The organism is Clostridium sp. BSD9I1 (assembly GCF_900185645.1).
Taxonomy (GTDB): domain Bacteria; phylum Bacillota; class Clostridia; order Clostridiales; family Clostridiaceae; genus Clostridium_AK.
In genome coordinates this window covers 72,443-96,509 of the sequence record NZ_FYAM01000026.1, presented here as the reverse complement: position 1 = coordinate 96,509, position 24,067 = coordinate 72,443, and the positions used below count along the sequence as shown (strand labels likewise).

Annotated in this window: 21 protein-coding genes; 17 read left to right on the top strand and 4 right to left on the bottom strand. The window is 30.6% G+C overall.

The genetic code is table 11. The annotated features are described in order from the left end of the window. Positions 1 to 86: 86 nt before the first annotated feature. The 6 genes from lon to BSD9I1_RS18970 all read left to right on the top strand — a co-directional run bounded on the left by lon (position 87) and on the right by BSD9I1_RS18970 (position 5,579). Positions 87 to 2,417: an endopeptidase La gene (lon, locus tag BSD9I1_RS16715; RefSeq protein ID WP_186431292.1), complete on the top strand. Its 2,331-nt coding sequence runs from the start codon at positions 87 to 89 to the stop codon at positions 2,415 to 2,417. A gap of 7 nt (positions 2,418 to 2,424) precedes the next feature. Then, on the top strand, positions 2,425 to 3,024 hold the full coding sequence (gene yihA, locus BSD9I1_RS16710) for a ribosome biogenesis GTP-binding protein YihA/YsxC (RefSeq protein ID WP_186431291.1): 600 nt from the start codon (positions 2,425 to 2,427) through the stop codon (positions 3,022 to 3,024). A 165-nt stretch (positions 3,025 to 3,189) separates the two neighbouring features. Further along, a complete protein-coding gene (locus BSD9I1_RS16705) occupies positions 3,190 to 3,915 on the top strand; it encodes a CPBP family intramembrane glutamic endopeptidase (protein ID WP_186431290.1) in 726 nt (241 codons plus the stop codon). A gap of 334 nt (positions 3,916 to 4,249) precedes the next feature. Next, positions 4,250 to 4,762: a hypothetical protein gene (locus tag BSD9I1_RS16700; RefSeq protein ID WP_186431289.1), complete on the top strand. Its 513-nt coding sequence runs from the start codon at positions 4,250 to 4,252 to the stop codon at positions 4,760 to 4,762. Positions 4,763 to 4,809: 47 nt separating this feature from the next. Continuing rightward, positions 4,810 to 5,085 (top strand): hypothetical protein, encoded by a 276-nt coding sequence (locus BSD9I1_RS16695; protein WP_052085895.1) that lies wholly within the window; start codon positions 4,810 to 4,812, stop codon positions 5,083 to 5,085. Between the two features lie 80 nt (positions 5,086 to 5,165). Beyond that, complete coding sequence (locus BSD9I1_RS18970; protein WP_242966538.1) at positions 5,166 to 5,579, top strand: hypothetical protein; 414 nt, start codon at positions 5,166 to 5,168, stop codon at positions 5,577 to 5,579. 44 nt (positions 5,580 to 5,623) lie between these two features. Here BSD9I1_RS18970 and BSD9I1_RS16685 read toward each other — a convergent pair whose 3' ends face one another. Beyond that, positions 5,624 to 5,998, bottom strand: a complete 375-nt coding sequence (locus BSD9I1_RS16685; protein ID WP_035311753.1) for a polymer-forming cytoskeletal protein — start codon at positions 5,996 to 5,998, stop codon at positions 5,624 to 5,626. Between the two features lie 164 nt (positions 5,999 to 6,162). On the opposite strand from BSD9I1_RS16685, the gene BSD9I1_RS16680 reads away from it, so the two are divergent. Both BSD9I1_RS16680 and BSD9I1_RS16675 read left to right on the top strand, forming a co-directional pair. Beyond that, a complete protein-coding gene (locus tag BSD9I1_RS16680) occupies positions 6,163 to 7,119 on the top strand; it encodes a YafY family protein (protein ID WP_186431288.1) in 957 nt (318 codons plus the stop codon). 238 nt (positions 7,120 to 7,357) lie between these two features. Then, positions 7,358 to 8,596, top strand: a complete 1,239-nt coding sequence (locus BSD9I1_RS16675; RefSeq protein WP_186431287.1) for an ABC transporter substrate-binding protein — start codon at positions 7,358 to 7,360, stop codon at positions 8,594 to 8,596. Between the two features lie 2 nt (positions 8,597 to 8,598). Here the strand turns inward: BSD9I1_RS16675 and BSD9I1_RS16670 are convergent, their stop codons facing one another. The 3 genes from BSD9I1_RS16670 to BSD9I1_RS16660 all read right to left on the bottom strand — a co-directional run bounded on the left by BSD9I1_RS16670 (position 8,599) and on the right by BSD9I1_RS16660 (position 10,655). Continuing rightward, positions 8,599 to 9,036 (bottom strand): Fur family transcriptional regulator, encoded by a 438-nt coding sequence (locus BSD9I1_RS16670; protein WP_035311757.1) that lies wholly within the window; start codon positions 9,034 to 9,036, stop codon positions 8,599 to 8,601. 106 nt (positions 9,037 to 9,142) lie between these two features. Next, positions 9,143 to 9,940 (bottom strand): metal ABC transporter permease, encoded by a 798-nt coding sequence (locus BSD9I1_RS16665; protein WP_186431286.1) that lies wholly within the window; start codon positions 9,938 to 9,940, stop codon positions 9,143 to 9,145. 16 nt (positions 9,941 to 9,956) lie between these two features. Continuing rightward, positions 9,957 to 10,655 (bottom strand): metal ABC transporter ATP-binding protein, encoded by a 699-nt coding sequence (locus tag BSD9I1_RS16660; protein ID WP_186431285.1) that lies wholly within the window; start codon positions 10,653 to 10,655, stop codon positions 9,957 to 9,959. A 159-nt stretch (positions 10,656 to 10,814) separates the two neighbouring features. Between BSD9I1_RS16660 and BSD9I1_RS16655 the strand changes: the two genes are divergently transcribed. The 9 genes from BSD9I1_RS16655 (at position 10,815) to BSD9I1_RS16615 (ending at position 24,052) form a co-directional block, all read left to right on the top strand. Beyond that, positions 10,815 to 11,747 (top strand): metal ABC transporter substrate-binding protein, encoded by a 933-nt coding sequence (locus tag BSD9I1_RS16655; RefSeq protein ID WP_186431284.1) that lies wholly within the window; start codon positions 10,815 to 10,817, stop codon positions 11,745 to 11,747. 139 nt (positions 11,748 to 11,886) lie between these two features. Beyond that, the gene (locus BSD9I1_RS16650) at positions 11,887 to 12,288 is read left to right on the top strand and encodes an HNH endonuclease (protein WP_186431283.1); all 402 of its coding nucleotides are present in this window, start codon (positions 11,887 to 11,889) and stop codon (positions 12,286 to 12,288) included. Between the two features lie 170 nt (positions 12,289 to 12,458). Further along, the gene (locus BSD9I1_RS16645) at positions 12,459 to 15,374 is read left to right on the top strand and encodes an AAA family ATPase (RefSeq protein ID WP_186431282.1); all 2,916 of its coding nucleotides are present in this window, start codon (positions 12,459 to 12,461) and stop codon (positions 15,372 to 15,374) included. 126 nt (positions 15,375 to 15,500) lie between these two features. Beyond that, complete coding sequence (locus tag BSD9I1_RS16640) at positions 15,501 to 17,114, top strand: BCCT family transporter (RefSeq protein WP_186431281.1); 1,614 nt, start codon at positions 15,501 to 15,503, stop codon at positions 17,112 to 17,114. 122 nt (positions 17,115 to 17,236) lie between these two features. Then, on the top strand, positions 17,237 to 18,763 hold the full coding sequence (gene hutH, locus BSD9I1_RS16635; protein WP_186431280.1) for a histidine ammonia-lyase: 1,527 nt from the start codon (positions 17,237 to 17,239) through the stop codon (positions 18,761 to 18,763). 118 nt (positions 18,764 to 18,881) lie between these two features. After that, positions 18,882 to 20,294, top strand: coding sequence for a YfcC family protein (locus BSD9I1_RS16630; RefSeq protein ID WP_186431279.1), 1,413 nt, complete (start codon positions 18,882 to 18,884; stop codon positions 20,292 to 20,294). A gap of 146 nt (positions 20,295 to 20,440) precedes the next feature. Further along, entirely contained in the window at positions 20,441 to 20,902 is a 462-nt protein-coding gene (locus BSD9I1_RS16625) for a (2Fe-2S)-binding protein (protein ID WP_186431278.1), read from the top strand. Positions 20,903 to 20,926: 24 nt separating this feature from the next. Then, a complete protein-coding gene (locus BSD9I1_RS16620; RefSeq protein ID WP_186431277.1) occupies positions 20,927 to 21,775 on the top strand; it encodes a xanthine dehydrogenase family protein subunit M in 849 nt (282 codons plus the stop codon). Positions 21,776 to 21,790: 15 nt separating this feature from the next. Continuing rightward, complete coding sequence (locus BSD9I1_RS16615) at positions 21,791 to 24,052, top strand: xanthine dehydrogenase family protein molybdopterin-binding subunit (protein ID WP_186431276.1); 2,262 nt, start codon at positions 21,791 to 21,793, stop codon at positions 24,050 to 24,052. Positions 24,053 to 24,067 lie beyond the last annotated feature (15 nt).

The following is a 24,067-nucleotide window of genomic DNA, read 5'->3' as shown; positions in this document are numbered from 1 at the left end:
ACTTTCTTTTATAGGTATAATATATTAGTCTAATTATATTTAGGTAATTGTTACATATTATAATTTTAAGAAGTGAGGGGAGAAATATGGAAAAGGAATTGATAATTCTTCCTCTAATTCCTCTAAGAGGTATAACTATATTTCCATATATGGTTATGCATTTTGATGTAGGTAGGGAAAAATCAGTTTTGGCTTTAGAAGAGGCTATGTTAAATGGGCAAAAGATCTTTTTGGCTACTCAAAAGGAAGCAAAAATAGAAGAGCCAGGAGAAGAAGATATATCTAAGGTTGGTACATTTTGCAATATAAAGCAGATACTAAAGCTGCCGGGCGATACAGTAAGAGTATTGGTTGAAGGAGAAAAAAGAGCTACTATAAAAAATATAGTACAAATGGATCCTTTCTTTAAGGCGGAAATAAATATACTAGAAGAAGAAGAGTGTGCAGAAGATAGTAAGTGCGAAGCACTTATGAGAACAGTTAGAAAATCCTTTGAAGAATACATAAAATTATCAGGAAATATTCCAACAGAAGTAATACTTTCTTTAGAGGATATAGAAAGCCCTGGAAGATTGTCTGATGTTATAAGTTCTTATATGATATTAAAACAAAGTAAGAAGCAGGAGCTTCTAGAAGCTTTTGATGTCACAAAAAGATTAGAAGGACTTCTAGTTGTGCTAAAAAATGAAATAGATATTTTAAAGGTAGAAAAGAAGATAGGAATAAAAGTAAAAAATAAGATTGATAAAGTTCAAAAAGAATATTACCTTAGAGAACAATTAAAAGCTATACAAGAAGAATTAGGGGAAGAAGACGAAGATAAAAAGGAAATAAAAAAATATAAAAATAAAATAAGTAAGGGGAAGTTACCTAAAGCTGTTAAAGAGAAAGCACTTTATGAGTTAGATAGACTGAAAAATAGTGGTACATATTCAGCTGAAGGTGGGGTTATAAGAACATATTTAGACTGGATATTAGAACTTCCATGGAATAATGAAACAGAGGATGATATTGATATAAAAGTTGCTAGGGAAACTTTAGAAGCTGAACATCATGGATTAGAAGATGTAAAGACTAGAATAATTGAATATTTAGCTGTTAAAAAGATGAGTAATACCCTAAAGGGACCTATATTATGTCTTGTAGGACCTCCTGGAGTTGGAAAAACCTCGATAGGTAAATCCATTGCTAATGCACTAAATAGAAACTTTGTAAGAATGTCTTTAGGTGGAGTAAGGGATGAGGCTGAAATAAGAGGTCATAGAAAGACTTATGTAGGGGCTATACCAGGTCGTATTATATATGGAATGAGACAGGCAAAGTCTAAAAATCCATTATTTCTTTTAGATGAAATTGATAAAATGAGTAATGATTTTAGAGGTGATCCATCAGGGGCACTTTTAGAAGTTTTAGATAGTGAACAAAATAGCACTTTCAGAGACCATTACTTAGAGCTAGAGTTTGACCTTTCTAATGTTTTATTTATAACTACAGCAAATACATTAGATACTATTCCAAGACCTTTATTAGATAGAATGGAAGTTATAGAGGTATCAGGATATACAACTGAAGAAAAGTTTTATATAGCTAAGGATCATTTAATAAGTAAAATTATTAAAGAACATAATTTAGGAGAAGATATAATAAAGTTTTCCGAATCAGCTATATATTACATCATAGAAAATTATACAAGAGAATCAGGCGTTAGAAATCTTGAAAGAAAGATTTCTGCTGTAATAAGAAAATCTATTGCAGAAATGGTTGAAAAGGATAAAGACAACATAAATATAACAATAAATAATGTTAAGAAATATCTAGGACCTGAAATTTATAGCTACGAAAAAGCAAATAAAGAAGATCAAGTAGGAGTAGTTATGGGAATGGCATGGACTGGATATGGTGGAGATACACTTCCAATAGAAGTTACAGTTATGTCAGGTAGTGGAAAGTTAGAACTTACAGGACAATTGGGAGATGTAATGAAGGAATCTGCTAGAGCTGGATACAGCTATGTTAGAGCACATGCAGAAAAGTATAATATAAATCCGGATTTTTACAAAGAAAAGGATATACATATACACGTTCCTGAAGGAGCAGTTCCTAAAGACGGACCTTCAGCAGGAGTAACTATGATAACAGCTATGGTATCTGCATTAGGTGGCAGAAAGGTTAAGCATAATGTTGCTATGACTGGAGAAATTACATTAACAGGTAAGGTTCTAGCAATAGGTGGATTGAAAGAAAAGACACTTGCTGCCTTTAGAGCTGGTATCGATACTATTATAGTTCCTAAAGAAAATGAAAAGGACTTGCTAAAAATTCCAAAGAGCATAAAAGGTAAAATAAATATAATTCTAGCTGAGTATATTGATGAAGTTTTAGATAATGCTCTTTTAGAAGAAAGTAGTAAGGAGTGAAAGTGATATGGAAATAAAGCAGTCAGAATTTGTAACATCGGCTGTGAATATAAATCAATATCCTATAGATAGTATGTTAGAAATAGCTTTCGTAGGTAGATCTAATGTAGGAAAATCTTCATTAATAAATAACTTAACAAATAGAAGAAAGCTAGTAAAGGTGAGTGGTACACCAGGAAAAACTAGATTAGTTAATTTCTTCATGATAAATAATAGTTTTTATTTTGTAGACTTACCAGGGTATGGTTATGCTAAAGTATCTAAGGTAGAGCAGGCTACGTGGGGCAAAACTATAGAAACATATCTTTTAAATAGACCACAGTTAAAGAAGATTATGTTGCTTGTAGATTCAAGACATAAGCCTACTGAAGATGATATAATTATGTATAATTGGATAAAGCACTATGGATATGAGTCTACAATAATAGCTACTAAGTGCGATAAGATAAAAAAGAGTGAAATGGCTAAGAGTATTAAGACAATTAGAGAAACTTTAGGAATGAGTCAAGACGAAAAGATAATTTTTTATTCTACTTTGAAGAAGATAGGTAAAGAACAAGTATTAGATGATATAGAAATTTCATTAAATGGCCAAATATGTAAGTAGATTGATGATATAGGTTAAACATCAAAAAATAATAAGGTATGCTGGAAGCATACCTTATTATTTTTTTATTTATTAATATTTATCAAATACATAAAGGGAAAGTGATTTTTATGATAAAATAACAATATAATATAAAGTAAATTTCAATTTCAAGGAGGGAAAAAGGTGAATCTAAATCTTGCTAAAGATATTATAGTATTCGTGGTGGTTTGTTTACCTCCTTTGCTTATACTATGGAAAGTTTTTAGAGAAAAAGGAACGAATAAGTTTTTGTTATTGTTTTTGGGGTTAATATATGTAGCGATTAGCTTGTTTACCCAAAATTTTCTTCCTTTTATGGCAACAACGATATGTATAGTTAGTTTTAGAAGAAGTGAAATTTATTATAAGGATTACAGAAAATATAGTTTTTCACTAAGAGAATTTAATTTATTTAAGGGATTGAAATATGCTATGCTGTCTTATATTATAGTAATAATACTTGGGGCAGTCGGGATGCAAGTATTTAATTACTTTAAGTTACCTGTAAAAGAGCAAGAAATTGTATCAATTATGGTAAAGGTCCCTCTTAGAACATTTATCATACTTATTCCTGTTACTGTAATCTTTGCTCCGATAGTAGAAGAATTTGTATTTAGATGGCTGTTTTTTGAAAGAATTTGTAAAAAAAGAATTGGTGTAATACTAGGAGCTATAATTACAAGCTTGATGTTTAGTGCTACTCACTTTAACTTAAAATCATCCTTTGTTATTTTTGGAATAGGTCTGTTTAACTGCTATCTAATTCATAAGAAGGGATATTGGTATTCTGTATTTAATCACATGGTATTTAATTCGGTTTCTACTTTTCTGATATTATTTCAAAAGCTAGGATATATAAATTTAGGATAAACATTTAAAGGTATATTGAAAGTTTAATACTTTCAATATACCTTTTTTAAAATGTTTATTAACAGATATTATTTTAATCACAACTTCTTGACATATTCATAATATATACTATGAATGATTTATAAGAAATCTACCCAAGGGGTTAAGATTTAATGGTTTATAAGAAAATCAAGGATTTCATAAATCATGCATAAATCATTTCATAAAACTATAAGAGAAAATAAAGTATATGCACAAAAAAATGTTTTTAGAACAGTAGCAAAAATAAAAAAGCAGAATAGTATATATTAGAAGTACAAAAGAATAGAAGAAACTTCTGAAAGGAGGAAGTAAAGTGGATTTCAACAGCTTGCTAAACTCTTTAATGAGTGAAGACGGCAACTTCTCAGCAAAGTCATTGCTCGGAGGAGGAGGCGGAGGATCCAACAACTTATTTCTATGGCTTATAGTACTATTAATACTATGCGGCTATGGGAATATAGGAAACAAGAATTCTGGCTATATATGCTGCCCTTGCGACGATGATGATGATTGCTGTAGCAGAAGACGTAGACATCGCAAACATAAGAGGAAATGCTGCTGTGATGATTATGAAGGCTGCTACTATTGCTGTCCAACTAACAACTATAGTAGCTGTGGATGTGATAACTATGGTGGAGGCTGTGGCAATGGCTATGGAAGTAGCTGCGGTTGTGGTTATGGAAATGGTAATGGCTACGGAGGAGGAAACTTCATATTCATAATAGCTATATTTATACTTCTCTGCTTATGCGGAGGAGGTAGAGATGGCTTAGGCGGTATAATGAACTTAAGTGGAGCAAATACAAGAACACAAGCCGAAGAATAGATTACAATAAAATCAAAGACCAATGCCCATAGAAAGGGGGGTTTAACATGTCAAAAAGATGTTGTTGCAGAAACCGTAGAGATTACGGCGTAGCAGGTGCTTATGCAGGCAACAGTTGCGGAGGCAACGGCCTATTAATATTAATATTAATAGCACTTCAATTCAAATGCAGAAGAGGCCACCACGATGACGATGAATGTGGTACTGGATGCATAGACAACAGTATATTGTATCTTATTACTCTATACTATTTAATATGCTACAGCAACAGATTTAGCTTAGGTTGTGGTAACAACTTAGGAAGTTCATGCTGTGGATTCTAATATTAGCTAATTAGGGGGGGCTTTTTTAGCCCTCCTTATTAATAAAGAAAGGTTTATTAATTTTATATAGGAGGATTATAATGTCTAAACATAGAAGACATAGACGTGATAGAGATAGAGATGCAGACATTGAAAGAGGCAGAAGCAGACGCAGAGGTAGCAATGATAATATAGAAAATTTACAGAGCCCTAATAATATTAATAGCGCTATCAATAATATGAGCAATATGAATGGCAATAATATTATGGATATGTTAAATAATATAGACCAAGAACAATTAAATAGCATTATGCAAAGCTTAGGAGCAAACAATCCACTTATGGGAAATTTGGAAAATAGAGGGGATACAGGTAACATGCCTAATATACCCCCAGTGCAAGATAAAACTCTTCAACTACTTTATACTCTAAAGCCTATGTTAACTCCAGACAAAGCAATACTTATAGATAGAATAATACAAATTTATTCCTTAAGCAGGACAATGAATGGGTAATAAAAAATAATAGAAAGACAGATGTCTTTCTATTATTTTTTATGCTATTCCAAGCTATTAAAATCATCTGCATTACATATTGAACAATTGCCCTGAAAAATTCCACCATCTTTTATTATAATATTTTTTACATTAATATCGCCTGTTATTTTTCCATAAGACTCAACACAGAGGGTTTCTTCGCAGGTTATATTTCCATCTATTTTACCATTTACATAGGCTGTTTTACAGTATATATTTCCTTTGCAATATCCTGTGGACCCAAAGATTATATCATTTTGCCATGTTATATTACCTTCTATATATCCATCAATTTTAAGCAAATCATCACCTTTTAAAGATCCGATAATACTACATCCTTCACCAATAAGTGTTTCAATTTTATTTATGGGAGTTTCTTTTTCATTGGATTTAAACATATAAATACCTCCTTTAACTTATCTGTACAATTAAGATATTTATATTTTATAAATCATAAAATTATGAATAAAATATAATTTTATTTATCTTTTATAATAAATTTACTAAAATTTATTAGTTAAAGGACGATAGTCTATATATAAGTAGGTAGGAGGAGAAGTTCATGTCTAAGATTTCCCATTTGATGCAGCTTTTATTAACTTTACAACATAAAAAATTTACAACAGCTTCGGAACTAGCCGAAACCTTAAATGTAGATAAAAAAACTATTTATAGATATATAAGTAATTTAAATCTAGCTAATATACCTATCCATACTAAAAAGGGGAGATATGGTGGTTTTTATATAGATGAAGAATTTTATATGAAAACTCCCAAATTAACTTTAGAGGAATTACATGCAATTTTAGTAGCAGAAGAAATAATAAATTGTAATGACGAATTCCCATTAAGGAAAGATTTGAAAAATGCAGTTATAAAAATAAAGACTACTTGCATAGGAGAGCATGAAGATTTAGATAATATCTATAAAAGCCATAAGTTTGATTTAAATAAAGTGGGCTGTAAATTAAATTTAGATGAAAAGATAGAATACATAAATACTTCTATGGATAAGGGAAGATCTCTTAATATAAAATATGTTTGTGAAAACAAAAATGAAATAGGAGAAAATACAATAGACCCATATAACTTAATTTACAAGGATGGAGAATGGTTTATAATTTGCTATTGTCATGAAAATAATAAAGTAGAGGCCTTAAGGTTATCTAAAATCTATGAATTTAAAATAGTAAATTTTATATTCATAAAACCTCGTGATTTTTCATTAAATAAGTATTTGAAAGAGCAGTGGGGAGTGTTTTCAGGAGAAAAGATCTTAGTAAAAATAAGATTTAATAGTTCGATAAGTAAATTCATAAAAGGAATAAAGTGGTCCCCAAATCAAATTATAGAAGATGAAAGGGATGGAAGAATAATATTAAGTTTATTCTTAGATGACATAGGAGATATAAAATCCTGGATACTAGGTTTCGGTGGAGAAGCAGAAGTTTTGGAACCTGGAAGCTTAAGAAAAGAAATAGGGCAAGAAATAGATAAGTTAATAAATTTTTATAAATAAAAATTTTAATGGATGTATAAAAGATAGGAAACGGGATATCATAATAATTGTAAAGGAGATAAAATCTCCTAAGCATTAAGCAAACTTATAAAATTTTGTTTAATGCAAGAACCCCCCATCCCCCTTTGGGACCGTATAACGGTCCCGTTTCTTTTTTTTGATATAATAAAAATCATAATTAATGCACACAATATACTTTAGATAATGCTTTATATAAAGTTAAAGTTGAGGTGATATAATGGCTAAGTTCTTTCGAAAGAAGAAGTTTTTAACTGTACTCGTATTACTTGTGTGTATTTCAATAGCTTTTATAAGCTGCAATAGAGGAAAGAAGGAAGAAAATAAAAATAAGGACTTAGTAATGCAAGTGGAAATTAAAGATAACCATTCTCTTAGTATATTAAGAGCTATAATTGATGAATATAAGAAAGAAAATAAGGACGTTAATATTATTATTAATAGCTCACTTGGAGAAAGCATAATGAACGATGGAGATAAACAAGAAGGAGATATAATATTTACCTCTAGAAATAAAATGATAGAAATGCAAAATAAAGGACTTCTCCAAGATGTACAGTCTTATCATGATAAGATAAAATTAAATGAAAAGTATTATAAGGTAGTTAGTTCTTATGGAAGATATTTAGATAAATCCTATGGAATATCACTAATTCCGTATACTTTAGAAGTTGCATACAATAAGGATGCGCTAAAGAAGTATAATGTAAATCCTCCAAAAACATTAGGTGAAGCATATGAAGTGATGAAAAAGGTAAATAAGGAGTCTATTAAAATTCCAGTATTGGTTACAGAAGATGTTGATGTAAACAATGTAATTGCAGCACTTATAGCTGGTAATACAAGTAATATGTATGATATAGACAACATATACAATAGTTCAAAGGGAAAATATCTAGAAAAAAAAGAAATTCAAAATATGTTTAATTATTTGGACAGTTTAGCTAAACAGGGAGTAGTTACTCAGAGTACTTTTGAAATGGGAAATAAGGCTTCAATAAATAAGCTTACTGAAGGAGAAATACCTATGCTCATAACTATATCATATTATATGAAGGAACTTGAAAAGAAAAATATAGGGTTAATAACTAGCTATGCTCAATCAACATCTATTAAAGAAAATGTACCTGTTATTGTAAATAGTTTATTGTGTATACCTCTTAAATCAAAAAATGCTAACGAAGTAGGTAAATTTATAGAATTTGTATACGGTAAGAAGATGCAGGAAAAGTTAGCTAAGCAAGGATTTGTAACAGGAAATATAGAAGCAAATAAGGTGTTTAAGGGAAATTCTGCTTTAGTGGTAAAGCATTTAGAGGAAAGTAATGAAAACAGTATACTATTTATGTACAATTTGCCTGAAAAAATTCAGAAGGGATTCTCAAATAAAGTAAAAGGAGTATTAAATAAAAAGCATACGGGAAATGAATGGAAAGAACTAATAGAAGAAGCAGGCTAATATTAGTCTGCTTCTGTTAATGTATCTTTATTTTGCTTACACTCATTACAAAGACCATAAAAATAAATTTGATTTGTAAGAACCTCATAATTTGTATAAGGTGCAATTTTTTCATTTAAATCTGAAAAACATACATCTTTAATATCTTCTACTCTTCCGCATTGTAAACATTGTATGTGGGAGTGAGGACAAGTGTTTCCATCATATCTAAAATTACCTTCTCCAACATTCAGCTCTTGCACTAAATCTACTTCCACAAGAGTTTTTAAGGCTTTATATACCGTTGCTAAACTCATTGTAGGATACTCAGGCTGTAATGCCTTATAAATAGTTTCTGCAGAAGGGTGTTCCACTGTGGATTTAAGATATTTATATACTGCAATACGTTGAGGAGTAAGTTTTAATTTTTTTTCTTTAAAAATAGCAGTAATATTATTCATAAACACCATCCTTCTTATAGATTAAGTATATTATATAATAAACATTATTAACTGTCAATTTGTATTAACTAAAGTATGTTATGGTAATTTATGTAATGACAAAGTATTAGTTTGTACATTTTATTTTTGAGAAGGTTATAGTAATTATAAGTATTACAACTGAAGTAATGGCAATGGTTCCACCAGGGGCACAATCTATGTAAAATGAGGTGAATAGTCCAACCATTATATCTAAAAGTCCAAATATTAAAGAATATATAAATGTAAGCCTAAATCCTTTGTTTAATTGCATTGCTGTAGCTACTGGCACCGCTATCATAGAAGAGACTACAAGTATCCCCATTATTCTCATGGAAACAGCAATGGTAGTTCCTACTAAAAGAGCAAAAATATAATTTATTAGTTTAATATTTAGCCCTGCTATTTTTGCGCCATCCTCATCAAATGTAACATAGGCAATTTTATTAAATAAAGATATTAACAAACAAATACATACTATACTTAATATTAATATAGTATATAAATCTTCACGAGTAACAGTAAGTATACTTCCAAATAAAAATGAATTAACATTTGCAGAAGCTTTTCCTGTACTTATCAGCGTTATAGCAATTCCTAAACATAATGTCATTACAATTACAAGTATAAGCTCTGAATATTTTTTGTAATAATTTCTTAATACTTCTATAAATATAGCGCATATAGAAGTGAATATAAAGGCACTTAATATGGGATTAAAGCCTGCCACAAGACCTATGGCTACCCCTGCAAAGGAAGCATGAGATAGGGTGTCTCCCATCATAGAATATCTCTTAAGCACTAAAAATGTTCCTACAGAAGGACAAAGCAGTGCAATTAAGAAGGCTGCTATAAGTGCATTTTGTATAAATGTATATTGAAGCATAGTAACCTCCTAAAAATTATTTGTTTACAAGTTTTAAGCAATCACAGTTAGGGGAATGGTTTTTAGAATCATTTAAATACTTTTTATAATCGGATATGTCATAAAAATAAGCGCTCCCTCTATCCATTCTAATTACATGAGTTGAATACTTCAGTACTGCATCTATATTGTGCTCAACAGACAATATAGTTGTACCCAATTTGGTATTTAAGTTTTTTAAAAATGAATATATATCTCCTTGACTTTTGGTGTCAATTCCAGTTGAAGGTTCATCAAGTATTATAATGTCAGGATTGCCCATAATAGCTCTTGCTATAAACACCTTTTGCTGTTGGCCTCCAGAGAGATTTCCTATTAGGTGTTTTTTAAAATTTTCCATTCCAACAAGGGATAGCGAATCTTGTATAAGATTTTTTTCTTTTCTTTTTAGGACCCTTTGATGAAGCTTCAATATTTCCTCTACAGTTATAGGAAACTCTGAATTAAAGTTTTCTCCGCGCTGAGGAACATATCCTATTTTATTTGTATGCAAATTTATATTACCACTGCATGGTTTCAATAAAGTTAAAATGAGCTTAACAAGGGTACTTTTGCTACTGCCATTTTCTCCAACTACGGAAATATAATCCCCTTGGTGTATATTCAAATTTACATTTTCTAAAATATAAGGCTGCTTTCCGCTATAGGAAAAATGTAAATTATTTATCTCAATCATAGATTAACTCCTTTCTTGAAAGTATCATAAATATTATATACCTATTTGCAAATTATTTGCAACATCCTTAAAAAATATACTTGACATCAGTAAAATTGTGGAATAATATTATTAAGATGCAAATCATTTGCAAGTAATGATTTTAAGGAGAGGAAAGTTATGAAGAAAAAACTATTATATTTGATTACTGTTATATTATTAATGATGTCTTTGGTGGCATGTAATAAGAATACTGATACAAAACAAACTACTAAGATAGAATCAAATGGAAATGAAAAAATAAAAATTGCTGTTACATTTAATCCTCTAAAGGAATTTGCAGAAGCTGTAGGAGGAGATAAAGTTCAAGTGGAGACGATTATTCCAAACGGTAGTGAACCACATGATTTCGATCCGAGAGCAAAGGATTTAATAAATATAGAAAATGCGGATATATTTGTTTATAATGGACTTAATATGGAGCCATGGGTAGACAAAGTAATTTCTAATCTTCAAAATAAAGATTTAGTAAAAGTGGAATCATCCAAAAATGTTGAGGCTATAGAAGTTGAAGAACATGAGAGTGAAGAAGATCAGGAGCATGGAGATTATGATCCACATACATGGTTAGGACTTACTAGCGCAAAAGTTCAAGCTAAAAATATAGCGGATGTATTAATAAAGATTGATGAAAAAAACAAAGACTTTTATGAAAAAAATTATAAACAATTTGAAGGTGAACTAGATAAGTTATTAAATGAGTATCAACCTAAATTTCAGGCTTTAAAAAATAAAAATTTTGTTACTGGGCATGCTGCTTTTGCATATTTTTGTAGAGATTTTGGATTAAAGCAAAATAGTGTAGAAGGAGTATTTGCAGAGGGAGAACCAACCCCTAAAAAACTTAAGACACTTACAGATTACTGCAAAGAAAATAAGGTAAAAACAATATTTGTAGAAGATATGGTAAGCCCCAAAGTATCTGAAACTTTAGCAAAGGAAGTTGGCGCAGATATAAAAACTATATATACTGTGGAATCCAGTGAAGATAATAAAAACTACATACAAAGTATGGAGAGTAATTTAAAGGAAGTATATGAAAGTCTTAAGTAATTTATTTTTAAAATCCTCTCACCAGAAAAAGGATTTTGGAATTTATAAAAAAAAATAGTATAATTAATATAAGTAAATTAATATAAATAACTATGATTTATAAATTACAAAAATAAATTATAAAAAAGGAGTGAACTTGTTGCTTAAGTGTGAAGTATGCGGCAAGAAGGCCGAAATACACCACATAATCAACCGATGCCAGGGTGGATTGGATTGTGAAGTAAATTATAAGTATCTTTGTTCGGAGCATCACAGAGGTAAAAATAGTCCTCATAAGGACTCTAAAGTTGATCTTGAGTATAAACTAGAACTTCAAGAAAAGTTAAATGAGCTTTTTTGTAAGGACTTTTATACTTTAGAAGAAATTGAAGAAATACTTCACTTAAATAAAAGTAAGGCTAAGAAGATAATTAAGCAGTTGAAGTTGTATAAGGAAGGCTACAAAAGAGAAGATATAATTTTAAAATTTATGGGCAATAGGATGTATGATGAATACATGATGGATGAATATGATGATTTTATACCCTTAATAGTAGTATAAGAAAGCAGTGGCGGAAGTTTGCCACTGCTTTTTTACATATTACAAACTATAATGTGAAAATATATGCATTGTTTGGTTATTATATATAAAAAGAGTATTAATTTTCCTTGAAATTAATGGTATTATTAAATTATGAATAATTTTTATAATATTAAGATAAAGGTGATAAAATGACAAATATAAAAGTAAATCTTTTTGCATATCCCGAGATATTTAAGAATGGAGAAAAAATAAATTTTCCATTTAAAAAGGCAGAAGCATTAATTTTTTATATGGTTCTTTATAAACAAGCTTCTAGAGATACAATTGTAAATCTTTTATGGGGTGATTTGGAAGAAGCAGTAGCTAAGAAAAATTTAAGAAATGCTGTTTATTCTATAAAAAGGATATTTAATGAAGAAGTTCTTGTTTCACCAAAAAGATCTGTGATTATGTTAAATCCAGAAATAAATGTAGAAGTAGATATAGAAAGATTTTTATCATCAAATTTTGAAGAGAGTATAGAGGTTTATAAAGGAGATTTTTTAGAAGGATTTTATTTGAAATATGAAGAGCATTTTGAGGAATGGGTACTGGAGCTTAGAGAGTATTATAAAGATTTATATATTCATAAGCTTCAAGAGATAATTGAAGTTTATGAGAGTAGCAGAAATATAACAAAATTAAAGAAATACTGTAAAGCTCTTATACTAGTAGATGAATATAATGAAAAAGCATATAGAACAATTATGTATTCATATAAAGAAGAGGGGAAATATGATAAAGCAATATATATATATAATAAACTATTAGATTTATTAAAAAAGGAATTAGAAGTTTCACCAGATGAAAAAACCATAAATTTATATAAAGAAATAATAAACATAAAAAGTTCTGGAAAGGTTTCTGAAGAATGTGATGAATTTAGTTTTTTTTATGGAAGAAATAAAGAATTAAATTTACTTAAGAATAATTATAATAATTTTATATTAAATAAGCCTGTAAGAGCACCTATTGTAATTGGGGAAGCGGGTATAGGGAAAAGTAGCTTAATATGTAAATTTTTAAGCACAATAAATACTAATAAAATAAATGTTATAAGTACTGTATGTTATCAAGCAGAGGAAGAATATCTTTTGAAACCATGGAATAACGTATTTAATCAAATTTCTAATATAATAAACTCTGAAAATGTAAAAGTATCACAAGAACTTATAGAAATAATAAGCTGTATCTTCCCAACATTTCAGTTTGATAAGGGTAATCATGCAAATATTTATAAAAGTATGGATATGATAAAATATCAAGCAGCGGAGGAAGCGGCTATAAAAATATTAAATGAGTGTACTAAAAATAAAAAGCTAATACTATTTTTTGATGATATACAGTGGATAGATAAGCTGAGTATAACTATGCTGAAAAATTTAATACTACAAAATAGAAATGGCAATATACTTCCTATATTAGTATCAAGGGAAGAATATAATAATAAAATTATAAATTTCTTAAATCAGCTTAAAGTTAAAAATCTTATAAGTGAAATTCAGCTGCATAGGCTGAATAAGGAACAGACCGTTGAATTTATATCGAAATATATACCAAATTTCAATTTGGATAATGAAAAAATAGAAGCTATATATGAAGAAACTGAAGGTAATATATTTTTTATAACGGAAGTGTTAAATAATATAAAAGAAAGTAAAGATTTTAATTTGATTTCGCCTAAAATGGAAAACATACTTCAAACTAGATTATATAGTTTAAATAAGGACGAGAGAAAAATTTTAAATATAATATCTGTATTTTTTGATAAGGTAAATTTTCAGAACTTAAAAGAGTTATGTAATTATGATGATTTTGAACTTATTGACATAATAGGAGAATTGAAAAATAAATGCATTATAAAAGAAAGCTTTGAAAATGAAAATATAAATATTCAATTTACACATCAAAAGATGAGGGAATTTGTGTATTCTAAAGCAGGATTATTTGAAAAAAAGATATTGCATGAAAAAATAGGACAATTAATTGAAGAGAATTTAAAACATAACCTAGCAGATAACATATTTAATTCTAAACTTATATACCATTTTGAAAGAAGCGGAAATAAGCTCAAATCCTTAAAATATATGATAAAGGAACTAAATATGTACCTTCAAAGTCATCATGAGTTATTCCCTGTAGTAAATGAGGAATTACAAAATACAACTTTAGGATTTTTAACCGATGTAGAAGCCTATGATAAATTTAAAAGATTTAATAATATACTCTATGAAATAAAAGAAACTTCTGACAACAGGAAGGAATTGAAGGAGCTCAAAATTACTCTGCAGTATATGATTGGAAGAGACTATATTAGAAGAGGAAGATATACTGAGGGTGTGAAAATAATGGAGAATATAATAAATGAAGGGTCTTCAGAGGTTGATGTATCACATATACTTAATTCATATAAGCAGCTGATATATTATTCAATGAATATATATAATTCAGTTGAAATGGACAAGTATTTAAAAAGAGCACTAGATATTGCAATTGAAAATAATTTAAAAGAAGAAATACCTATTTTGTATAGGCTTACAGGGTTCCAAAAGATAATGCAAAGCAAGTATGAAGAAGCTGAAGATATCTTGAAAAAATCCATAGATAGATTTAATGAATTGCGAGATAGAAATAAATATGTATTAAATATAGCAGCGGCTTATGACTTTTTAGGTGAGGTTAAAAAAAGAGAAAATAAATTTGAGGAAGCTTTAAAAAGCTATGAGACGGCAATAACTATGTGTGAAGAGAACCATATAAAACAAGGGCTGCCTATATTTTATACCCATGCAGCTTATGCAGCTTGTGAACTTAATATAGCTGATACATCAAAGGTATATATAGAAAAGGCATTAAATATGTATGAAAAAATGGATGTAATATGGGAAAAGGCCTCTGCTTATGGAATACTTGCATTAATTTTATCAAAGTCTAAAGATAATACAGAAGCTTTAAAGGCTTTTGTAAAAGCTGAGACATATTATAAGTTACTAAAGAATCCACAAGAATATGACATATTAGAAGGCATAAAACAAAGGATAAATATTATAAAAATAAGCCTTTAATTTTATTAAAGGCTTATTTTTATAATAACTTTTTGACTTTTTTTTGACTAAAGCCTGATAAACTATAAATGAAATTTTAAATCTTTAGAAAATTAAAATAATAAATAATGTAAGGGGGAAAAGGGCATGGAAAAATCAAAGGTCAAAGCTCATATTAGATGGTCTATATTTATACCGATGAGCGTAATACTTTTAATTGCAATTATTACAGGGGTAGTGGCACCAGAGCAATTTTATAATGCACAAAATAAAATAGTTCAGTTTGCGTTTGAAGATTTCGGATGGTTGTTCCAAATATCTGGTAACTTATTTTTGTTTATTTGTATTTTTTTTATGTTTTCTAAGTATGGCGATATAAAATTTGGAGGACCTGATGCAAAACCCACGCTTAAGTATTGGGATTGGTTTGCAATAACACTTTGCGCAGGTATAGCTACTGGAATATGCTTTTGGGGAATTGCAGAACCAATAACTCACTTTATGAACCCTCCAAAGGAATTGGGACTAAAACCAGGAAGTGAAGCTGCTGCAAATTTCGCTATGACCACATCATTTATTCACTGGACGTTTATTCCATATGCCATGTATGCAATAGCAGGTTTAGGTATAGCTTTTTGTGTGCACAATATGAAACTTCCATATCAAATAAGTTCATTGCTTTACCCTATTTTTGGGAAAAAGGTTTATGGAACTGTAGGAGCAGTAGTAGATAATATTTGTATGTTTGCAATGGTAGGTGCCGTAGCAGCAGTACTTGGAGTTGGAGCTATGCAAATGGGAAGTGGGCTTAATGTACTTACAGGTATACAAACAGGAAAAACTCTATGGGTTATATTGTTAGCACTTTTAGTAGTAGCATATATATTCTGTAGCTGGACAGGCCTTACAAAGGGTATAAGATGGTTATCAGATAAAAACTCAAAAATATATCTATTCTTAATGGTATTTATATTAGTTGTTGGACCAACTACATTTATATTAAAAATGGGAACACAAGGAGTAGGGGATTTTATTCAAAATTACTTTACAAGAACTCATTACTTAAGTCCCATTGAAGGTTCAGAATGGCCAAGATGGTGGCCTATATACTATTGGGCAATATGGCTTGCATATGCTCCAATGGAAGGAATGTTCTTTGCTTCGCTATGTAAAGGAAGAACTATAAGAGAATTTGTAATTGTAAACCTAGTTTGTCCTGCAATATTTGGTATAGTTTGGTTTGCTGTATTTGGAGGAGCTGCAATAAATGTTCAATTAACTGGTGGTGGATTATGGGAAGCTATACAAAAGGGTGGACTAGAAGCCTCAGTATTTGCGTTCTTAAGCCATTATCCACTTTCTAAGGTTATTTCTTGGATTTTTGTAATAACTATATTTATTTCAATAGTAACACTTTGTGATTCTATGACTTCAACAGTTGCATCTTTAACAAGTACTGCATACAATGACGAGAACCAAGAAGCACCAGGATCACTTAAGATATACTGGGGGATCGCAATGGCTTCTATGGCTATAATAAACATTCTATGTACAGGTGGAGGAAAAATAACAGGAATAGATGCCACAAAGCAAATATCAACAGTTGCAGGATTTCCAATACTATTTTTGATGTTAATTATGGCTTATTGTACAGTTAGAATAATAGTTAAAAGTGAGAAGTATGATGTAGTTTGTCATCCTGAAACTGCTCAAGTAGAAGAAATTGTATTAGAATCAAAATCTAATGGAGAAACATTGTAGTAGATAAACAATAAATGATTTAGTTAAAAGTCGGCTAAGGCCGACTTTTAACTAATACTTTATTTTATAAAAGAGGTAATGACCCTGGGCTGTATTAAAAGATTGAAGGGAGAGTTTTAACTATGAGGGAAAAGACAATAGTGTTGAATGGTAAAGATTTAACTATAGATGATCTTAGTAAGGTTGCAAGGGAAGGTTACAAAGTAGAGATAAGTGAAGAAGGAAAAAATAAGTTGCTCCAGTCAAGAAAGCTTGTATTTGAGCTAGCAGACAGCAATATTCCGGTATATGGATTTAATACAGGGGTGGGCTGGAACAAGGATAAAAGAGTGTTCAAGGACTTCTTCCAAGAGTACAACACAAATTTAATACGTGCTCATTGTGTAGCAGTAGAGCCTGAGGCAAGTATTGAAGAAGTTAGGGCAGTAATGCTTACAAGGCTTAATACCTTGCTTTGTGGTTGTACGGGAATTCAGCCAGAAGTGGCTTTCATGTATGGAGAAATGCTAAATAGAACTGTGACACCAGTTATGCCAGAAAGAGGATCCGTAGGAGAAGCAGATATAGCATGTTTATCCCATATAGGGCTTACAATGCTTGGTGAAGGAAATGCCTACTATAATGGAGTTAAAATGCCAGCAAAGGAAGCACTAGAAAGAGCAGGGCTAAATTCTGTAACATTAGGGCCTAAAGATGGACTTGCAATTGTAAGTTCAAATGCCCTAGCAGCAGGAGAAGGTGCATTAGTAGTAAAAGATGTAGAGGATTTACTGGACATTGCAGATATAGTATATTCATTATCTCTTGAAGGGCTTAATGGAAATACTTCACCACTTGATCCTAAAACTCATGAAGCTAGACCATTTCCAGGACAAAGATATAGTGCAGAAAAAATAACAAAATATCTTGAGGGTAGTTATATTTGGGAACCAGATTGGAAAAAGCCAGTACAAGATCCTCTAAGCTTTAGAGGCTCCGCACATGTGCATGGATCTGTAAGAGATGCGCTTGAATACGTAACAAAATATTTAACGATACAAATGAATTCATCAGATGATAATCCTTGTGTAATATTAGATGAAAGAAGAATGATATCTTGTTCAAATTTTGAACCAACTACTTGGGTACTTGGTTTTGAAATGTTAGGAATTGCATTAAGCCACTTGTCAAAAGTCAGCTGTTATAGAACTATTAAATTAAGTACTCCTGATTTTACAAAGCTTCCAAGATTTTTATCTCCAGCAGATAATGTAATATGCTATGGAACCATACAAAAGGCATTTACATCATTAGATGCTGAGATAAGACATTTATCAAATCCATCAACTAGTGACTTCTTTTCTGTTGCAGGGGATATAGAAGATCATGCTAATAACTCACCATATGTGGTACAAAAGACTAGAAAAATTGTTGATAATTTAAGATATATATTAGGAATAGAAATGCTTCATGCAGCTCAAGCAATTGACTTAAGAAATGACATTCATCAAGGAAGAGGTACCAAAGTTGCATATGAAACTATAAGAGAAGTTATTCCATTTTATGATAAGGATAGAAATCTAACAGAAGATATAAGGAAAGCCTATGAACTTATAAAATCAAATGAGATTTTAAATAGAGTAAGGGAAGAAATGAACAAAAATAATTAGATAAACATGGATGCAAATATATCGAAAGTTTCTCAATAAAGTACTAAAGTAAAAAGTATGTATTTTAGGCTGACATTAATAATATCTAACTAAATATATTTTTGGGGAGGAATATTAAATGTTAAAGGAAAATAAGATGCCAGTTAAGAGAAAGTTTCAAATGCCAGATGGATTTGTTGTGCTATTCATTTTGGTAGCTATAGTAGCTGTTATGACTTATTTAGTTCCAGCTGGTGAATTTAAGAGAATAACGGTAAATGGAAAAACTATAGTAGATGCAAGTAGCTTTAAATATATAAATCAAACTCCAATAAGTTTTTTCAACTTTTTCAAGGCTATTCCATTAGGAATTCAAGCAGCTTCTCAGTTAATTATAATGATTCTAATAATAGGGGGAGCTATCAGGGTATTTGATGGAACAGGTGCTATAAAAGCATCATTATTCAAACTAAGGCAAGCCATGGGTGAGGAAAAAGGTTCAGTAGTTTTAGTAGCTATAATGATATTCTTTGGTTGTCTTGGGGCATTTCCAGGAATGCTTGAGGCAGCCATACCATTTGCACCTTTGTGTGTAGCTATATCATTAGAACTTGGGTATGATGTTTTGGTTGGAATATACATTGCCCTTGTATCGATTGTAATGGGATGGTCAGCAGGATGTACTAATCCTTGGACTACAGGTATAGGTCAAAGCTTGGCACAGCTACCTATGTTTTCTGGATTAGGTTATAGGTTGATAGTATTTATAGTATTTATGGCAGTGGCTATTTTGTTTATCGTAAGATATGCATCTAAAATAAAAAAGGATCCAACAAAAAGTATAGTATACGGGATGGATTTAGGACATTTAAGTGCAGGTCAAAAGGATGAAAAAATAAAACTTACATCAAGACATAAGATAGTATTATTAATTTTTGCTGCAACTATAGGAATTATAGTATATGGCTCTATACAGTGGAAATGGGGAATGACTGAAATGTCAGCGGTGTATATTATAGGAGCTATAATTGGAGGAATAGTTGCAGGATATAATGCTAATAAAATAGCTAGCGAAATTTTAGAAGGTGGAAGAGCTATATTTGTTGGAGCAATGGCTGTAGGATTAGCAAGGTCAATTCAAGTTATAATGGAACAGGGACATATATCAGATACTATAGTTCACGGTTTAGCTTCGCTATTAAGTGGTATGTCACCAACAGTAAATGCAATAGGGATGTTTATAATTCAAACAATAATAAATTTCTTTGTACCTTCAGGAAGTGGTCAGGCAGTTGTAACATTACCTATAATGCTTCCTGTTGCAGATTTAATACATCTTAATAGACAAATAGCTATTTTAGCCTTCCAATTTGGAGATGGATTATCAAATTTATGCTATCCTACGGTAGGTGGATTAATAGCATTCTTGGCATATACAAAAGTTCCATTTAATAAGTGGTTTAAATTTATAATGCCATTTATGGCATTGATATGGATTACAACTGCAATAATACTTGTTGGAGCAGTAGCTATAAATTTTGGGCCGATGTAGGTAAAGTCTAAATAAAAGGCGATGTTTTAATATTATAAACATCGCCTTTTACTAAAAATACAAATATGAAGTGATTTTATGACTTTTTTTAGACTTTTAAATGATAACATTAATTTAAAGAATGAATATGAAGGAGCTGAAAAGAAATGCTAATAAACTTAAAAGTAAATGGAATTAATTATAAATTAGATATAGATCCAGCTAAAAGGCTACTTGATATATTAAGAGAAGATTTAGAACTCACAGGCACAAAAGAGGGATGTAGTGAAGGAGAATGTGGTGCTTGTACAGTTATAATGAACGGTAAAGCAGTAAATTCTTGTATGGTGCTTGGGATACAAGCAAGAGATAAAGAAATACTTACTATAGAATACTTAGAGAAGGATGGAGAACTTGATCAGTTGCAAAAGTCCTTTATAAAAAAAGGAGCAGTACAATGTGGATTCTGCACACCAGGAATGCTCATGTCCTGTAAGGCTCTTCTTATGAAAAATCCAAATCCTACATCTGAAGATATAAAAAGAGCTATAGAAGGAAACTTATGCAGATGTACAGGATATACCAAAATAATTGAAGCAGTTATAGATGCCATTACTGTAGAAAAATAATAAAGATTTATGGGAGGTAAAATTATGACTATGAAAGCAGAAACTCCAAAGAACTTAAAAGAGCTTAAATCTTTACTTAAAAACATAGATGATAATACTTACTTTATAGCTGGGGGTACAGATTTTATTATAAAGATGAGAGAAAAAGGACTATACAATATTAACATAATAGATGTTTCGGGGATAGAAGAACTTAAATATATAAAAGAAGAAGATAATTTTTTAAAGATAGGTGCAAATACTACTTTTTTAGAAATAGAATATAGTCCTATAACAAATAAATACTTCAAATGTTTAAAGGAATCTGCAGAAAAAGTTGGCTCTACCCAAATAAGGAATACTGCAACTATAGCTGGAAATATAGCGAATGCATCTCCTGCAGCAGATTCCATCCCAGCACTTTTATCATTGGATGCTAAAGTGAAAACCATAAATAAATTTGGACAAGAGAATATTAGGGAACTGGATGATGTAGTAATAGGATTAGAAAAGAATAATTTAAAACTTGGAGAAATTATTACTGAAATATTAGTTCCTTTAAAATATAAAGAATATAAAACTTCATTTGCAAAGATAGGAAGCAGAAGTACTGTAACAATTTCAAAATTAAGTATTTCAGTATCATTGAAATATGAGGATAAAATTAAAGATGTAAAAGTATCAATAGGGTCATTAGGGCCTAAGGCTTTCAGGTCTAAAATAGCTGAGGAATTATTAGAAGGCAGAGCTTTTACAAATAATCTTTTAGAAGAATTTAAAAATGTTCTTCAAAAACAAGTAGACCTGTCTATACCTACAAGACAATCGAGACCTTATAAAAGAGAAGCAATAAGGGGACTTGCCGAGAACGTCTTTAGAAATATATTTGAATAACGGGATGGTGATAATATGGCAGAGGAATTTAGATATATAGGAAACTATGTTCCAGTACATGATGTAAATGAAAAGGTGACAGGGAAACTGAAATATGTAAGTGATATGAAACTTGAAGGTATGCTTTATGGAAAACTTTTATTAAGTGATGTAGCTCATGCAATAATAAAAAGTATAGATACAGATGAAGCGGAAAAGCTGCCTGGGGTTGTAAAGATATACACACATAAAAATACGCCTAAAAATTATTATAATTCACATAGATGGTATGAAGCTTTAGAAACAATAAAAGACGAGTTGATGTTTGATAGTGAAGTAAGATTTGTGGGAGATAGAGTAGCGCTTGTAGTTGCTAAAGATAATCTAACTGCTGAAAGAGCAGTTAAGCTCATAAAAGTGGAATATGAGAGACTTCCTGTAGTTGTAGACCCTAGGGAAGCTCTTAATAAAAATTCCTTTAAAATTCATGAAGAAAATAATAATCATGTAATGGATAAGGAAATCGAATATGGAGATAGCAGAAGAGCTTTTGAAAAAGCTGATTTAATAATTGAGGACACTATAATTACACCTAAAATACATCATGCAGCTATGGAAACTCATTTGGCAATAGCTAAAATAGATGAATTTAATAATATAATAATTTATTCTCCATGCCAGGAGGTTTTTCAAAGCCAGCTTGTAGTGTCTGATGCACTTAATATACCTAAAAGAAAGATAAGGGTAATAAAGTCACCTATGGGAGGTTCCTTTGGTGGAAAAACTCATCCTATAGTAGAACCAATATGTGCCTATGTAGCTTTAGACTTAAAAAGACCTATTAAAATTCAAATGGATAGAAATCAAACTATAGTAGGCAGCAGAACAAGACATAATGTTATAGGAAATGTGAAAACTGCTGTGACAAAGGATGGAGATATTTTAGGAAGAGAAATTGAAGTGATAGTAGATACTGGAGCATATTTTACAAATGGAGATGCACTTTGTATGTCTATGGGTAAAAAACTATCTAGGCTTTATAGAATAGAAAATCAAAAATACACAGCACACGTAGTTTATACAAACACCCCTATAGGAGGAGCCTGCAGAGGATATGGAGCACCTCAAATACATGCTATTACTGAAATAAATATAGATAATACAGCGAGGAAATTAAACATGGATCCTACAGAATTCAGACTTAAAAATCTAGTACATCCCTATGATAAAGATTTAGCTAAGGGAGTGGATTTAGGTAACGCTAGAGTAGTTGATTGTGTAAGTAGAGGGGTAGAAAAGTTTAACTGGAAGAAAAGATGGAGTAACACACATTTTGATGGAAGATATGCCACAGGAGTTGGAATGGCTTGTGTTACCCATGGAAATGGATATTATGGAGCATACCCAGATTTTACTACAGCTACAATACAAATGGATACTGATGGAAGTGTACTTTTGAAGGAAACAGTACATGACTTAGGATGTGGAACTGTAACTGTTATGAGGCAAATAGTAGCGGAAACCTTAGATATGGATATTGAAAAAGTAACAGCACTGGAGGGAGATACTTTTGTAACTCCTTATGATTCAGCAGGAACCCAAGCAAGTAGGGTCACCTATGTAAATGGAGGAGCAGCTAAAAAAGTTTCAGAATTACTTAAGGAAAGAATAAAAAGTTATGCTACTAAAATACTCGAATGCAGTGAAGAAGATATAGTTATAAAAAATGAAAGGGTATGGAATAAAAACGATGAAGATAAGATTTTAAGTTATGGAGAAATAGTGGTTTTAGCTGAGAAAAAGTTTAGTGATGATATGTCTGTAACTTACACTTATCATTCCCCAGCAAATCCAGGGGTATATGCAGCGGTATTTGCAGAGATTACAGTGGATACTTTGACTGGAATGACTAAAGTTAATGAGATATTAGCTGTACATGATATAGGAAGAGCTATAAATAAAACCTTTGTAGAGGGGCAAATACAAGGAGCGGCACAAATGGGCATAGGTTATGCTTTGACAGAAGAAATAGAAATAGATAACAATGGAAGAATTAAAAGTAACAGCTTTAGTAAATACCATTTAATAAATGCTCCAGATATGCCTAAGGTAAATATGGATTTAATTGAATATCCAGATGAATACGGCCCCTATGGTGCAAAGAGTGTTGGTGAAATTGCAACAAATGGAATAGCTCCAGCTATTATAAATGCCATAAATAATGCTCTTAAGTTAAATATAACTGAATTTCCAGCAACCCCAGAGAGAATAATATCTGCTTTAAGAAATAGAAAATAAAGGATATAATTATAA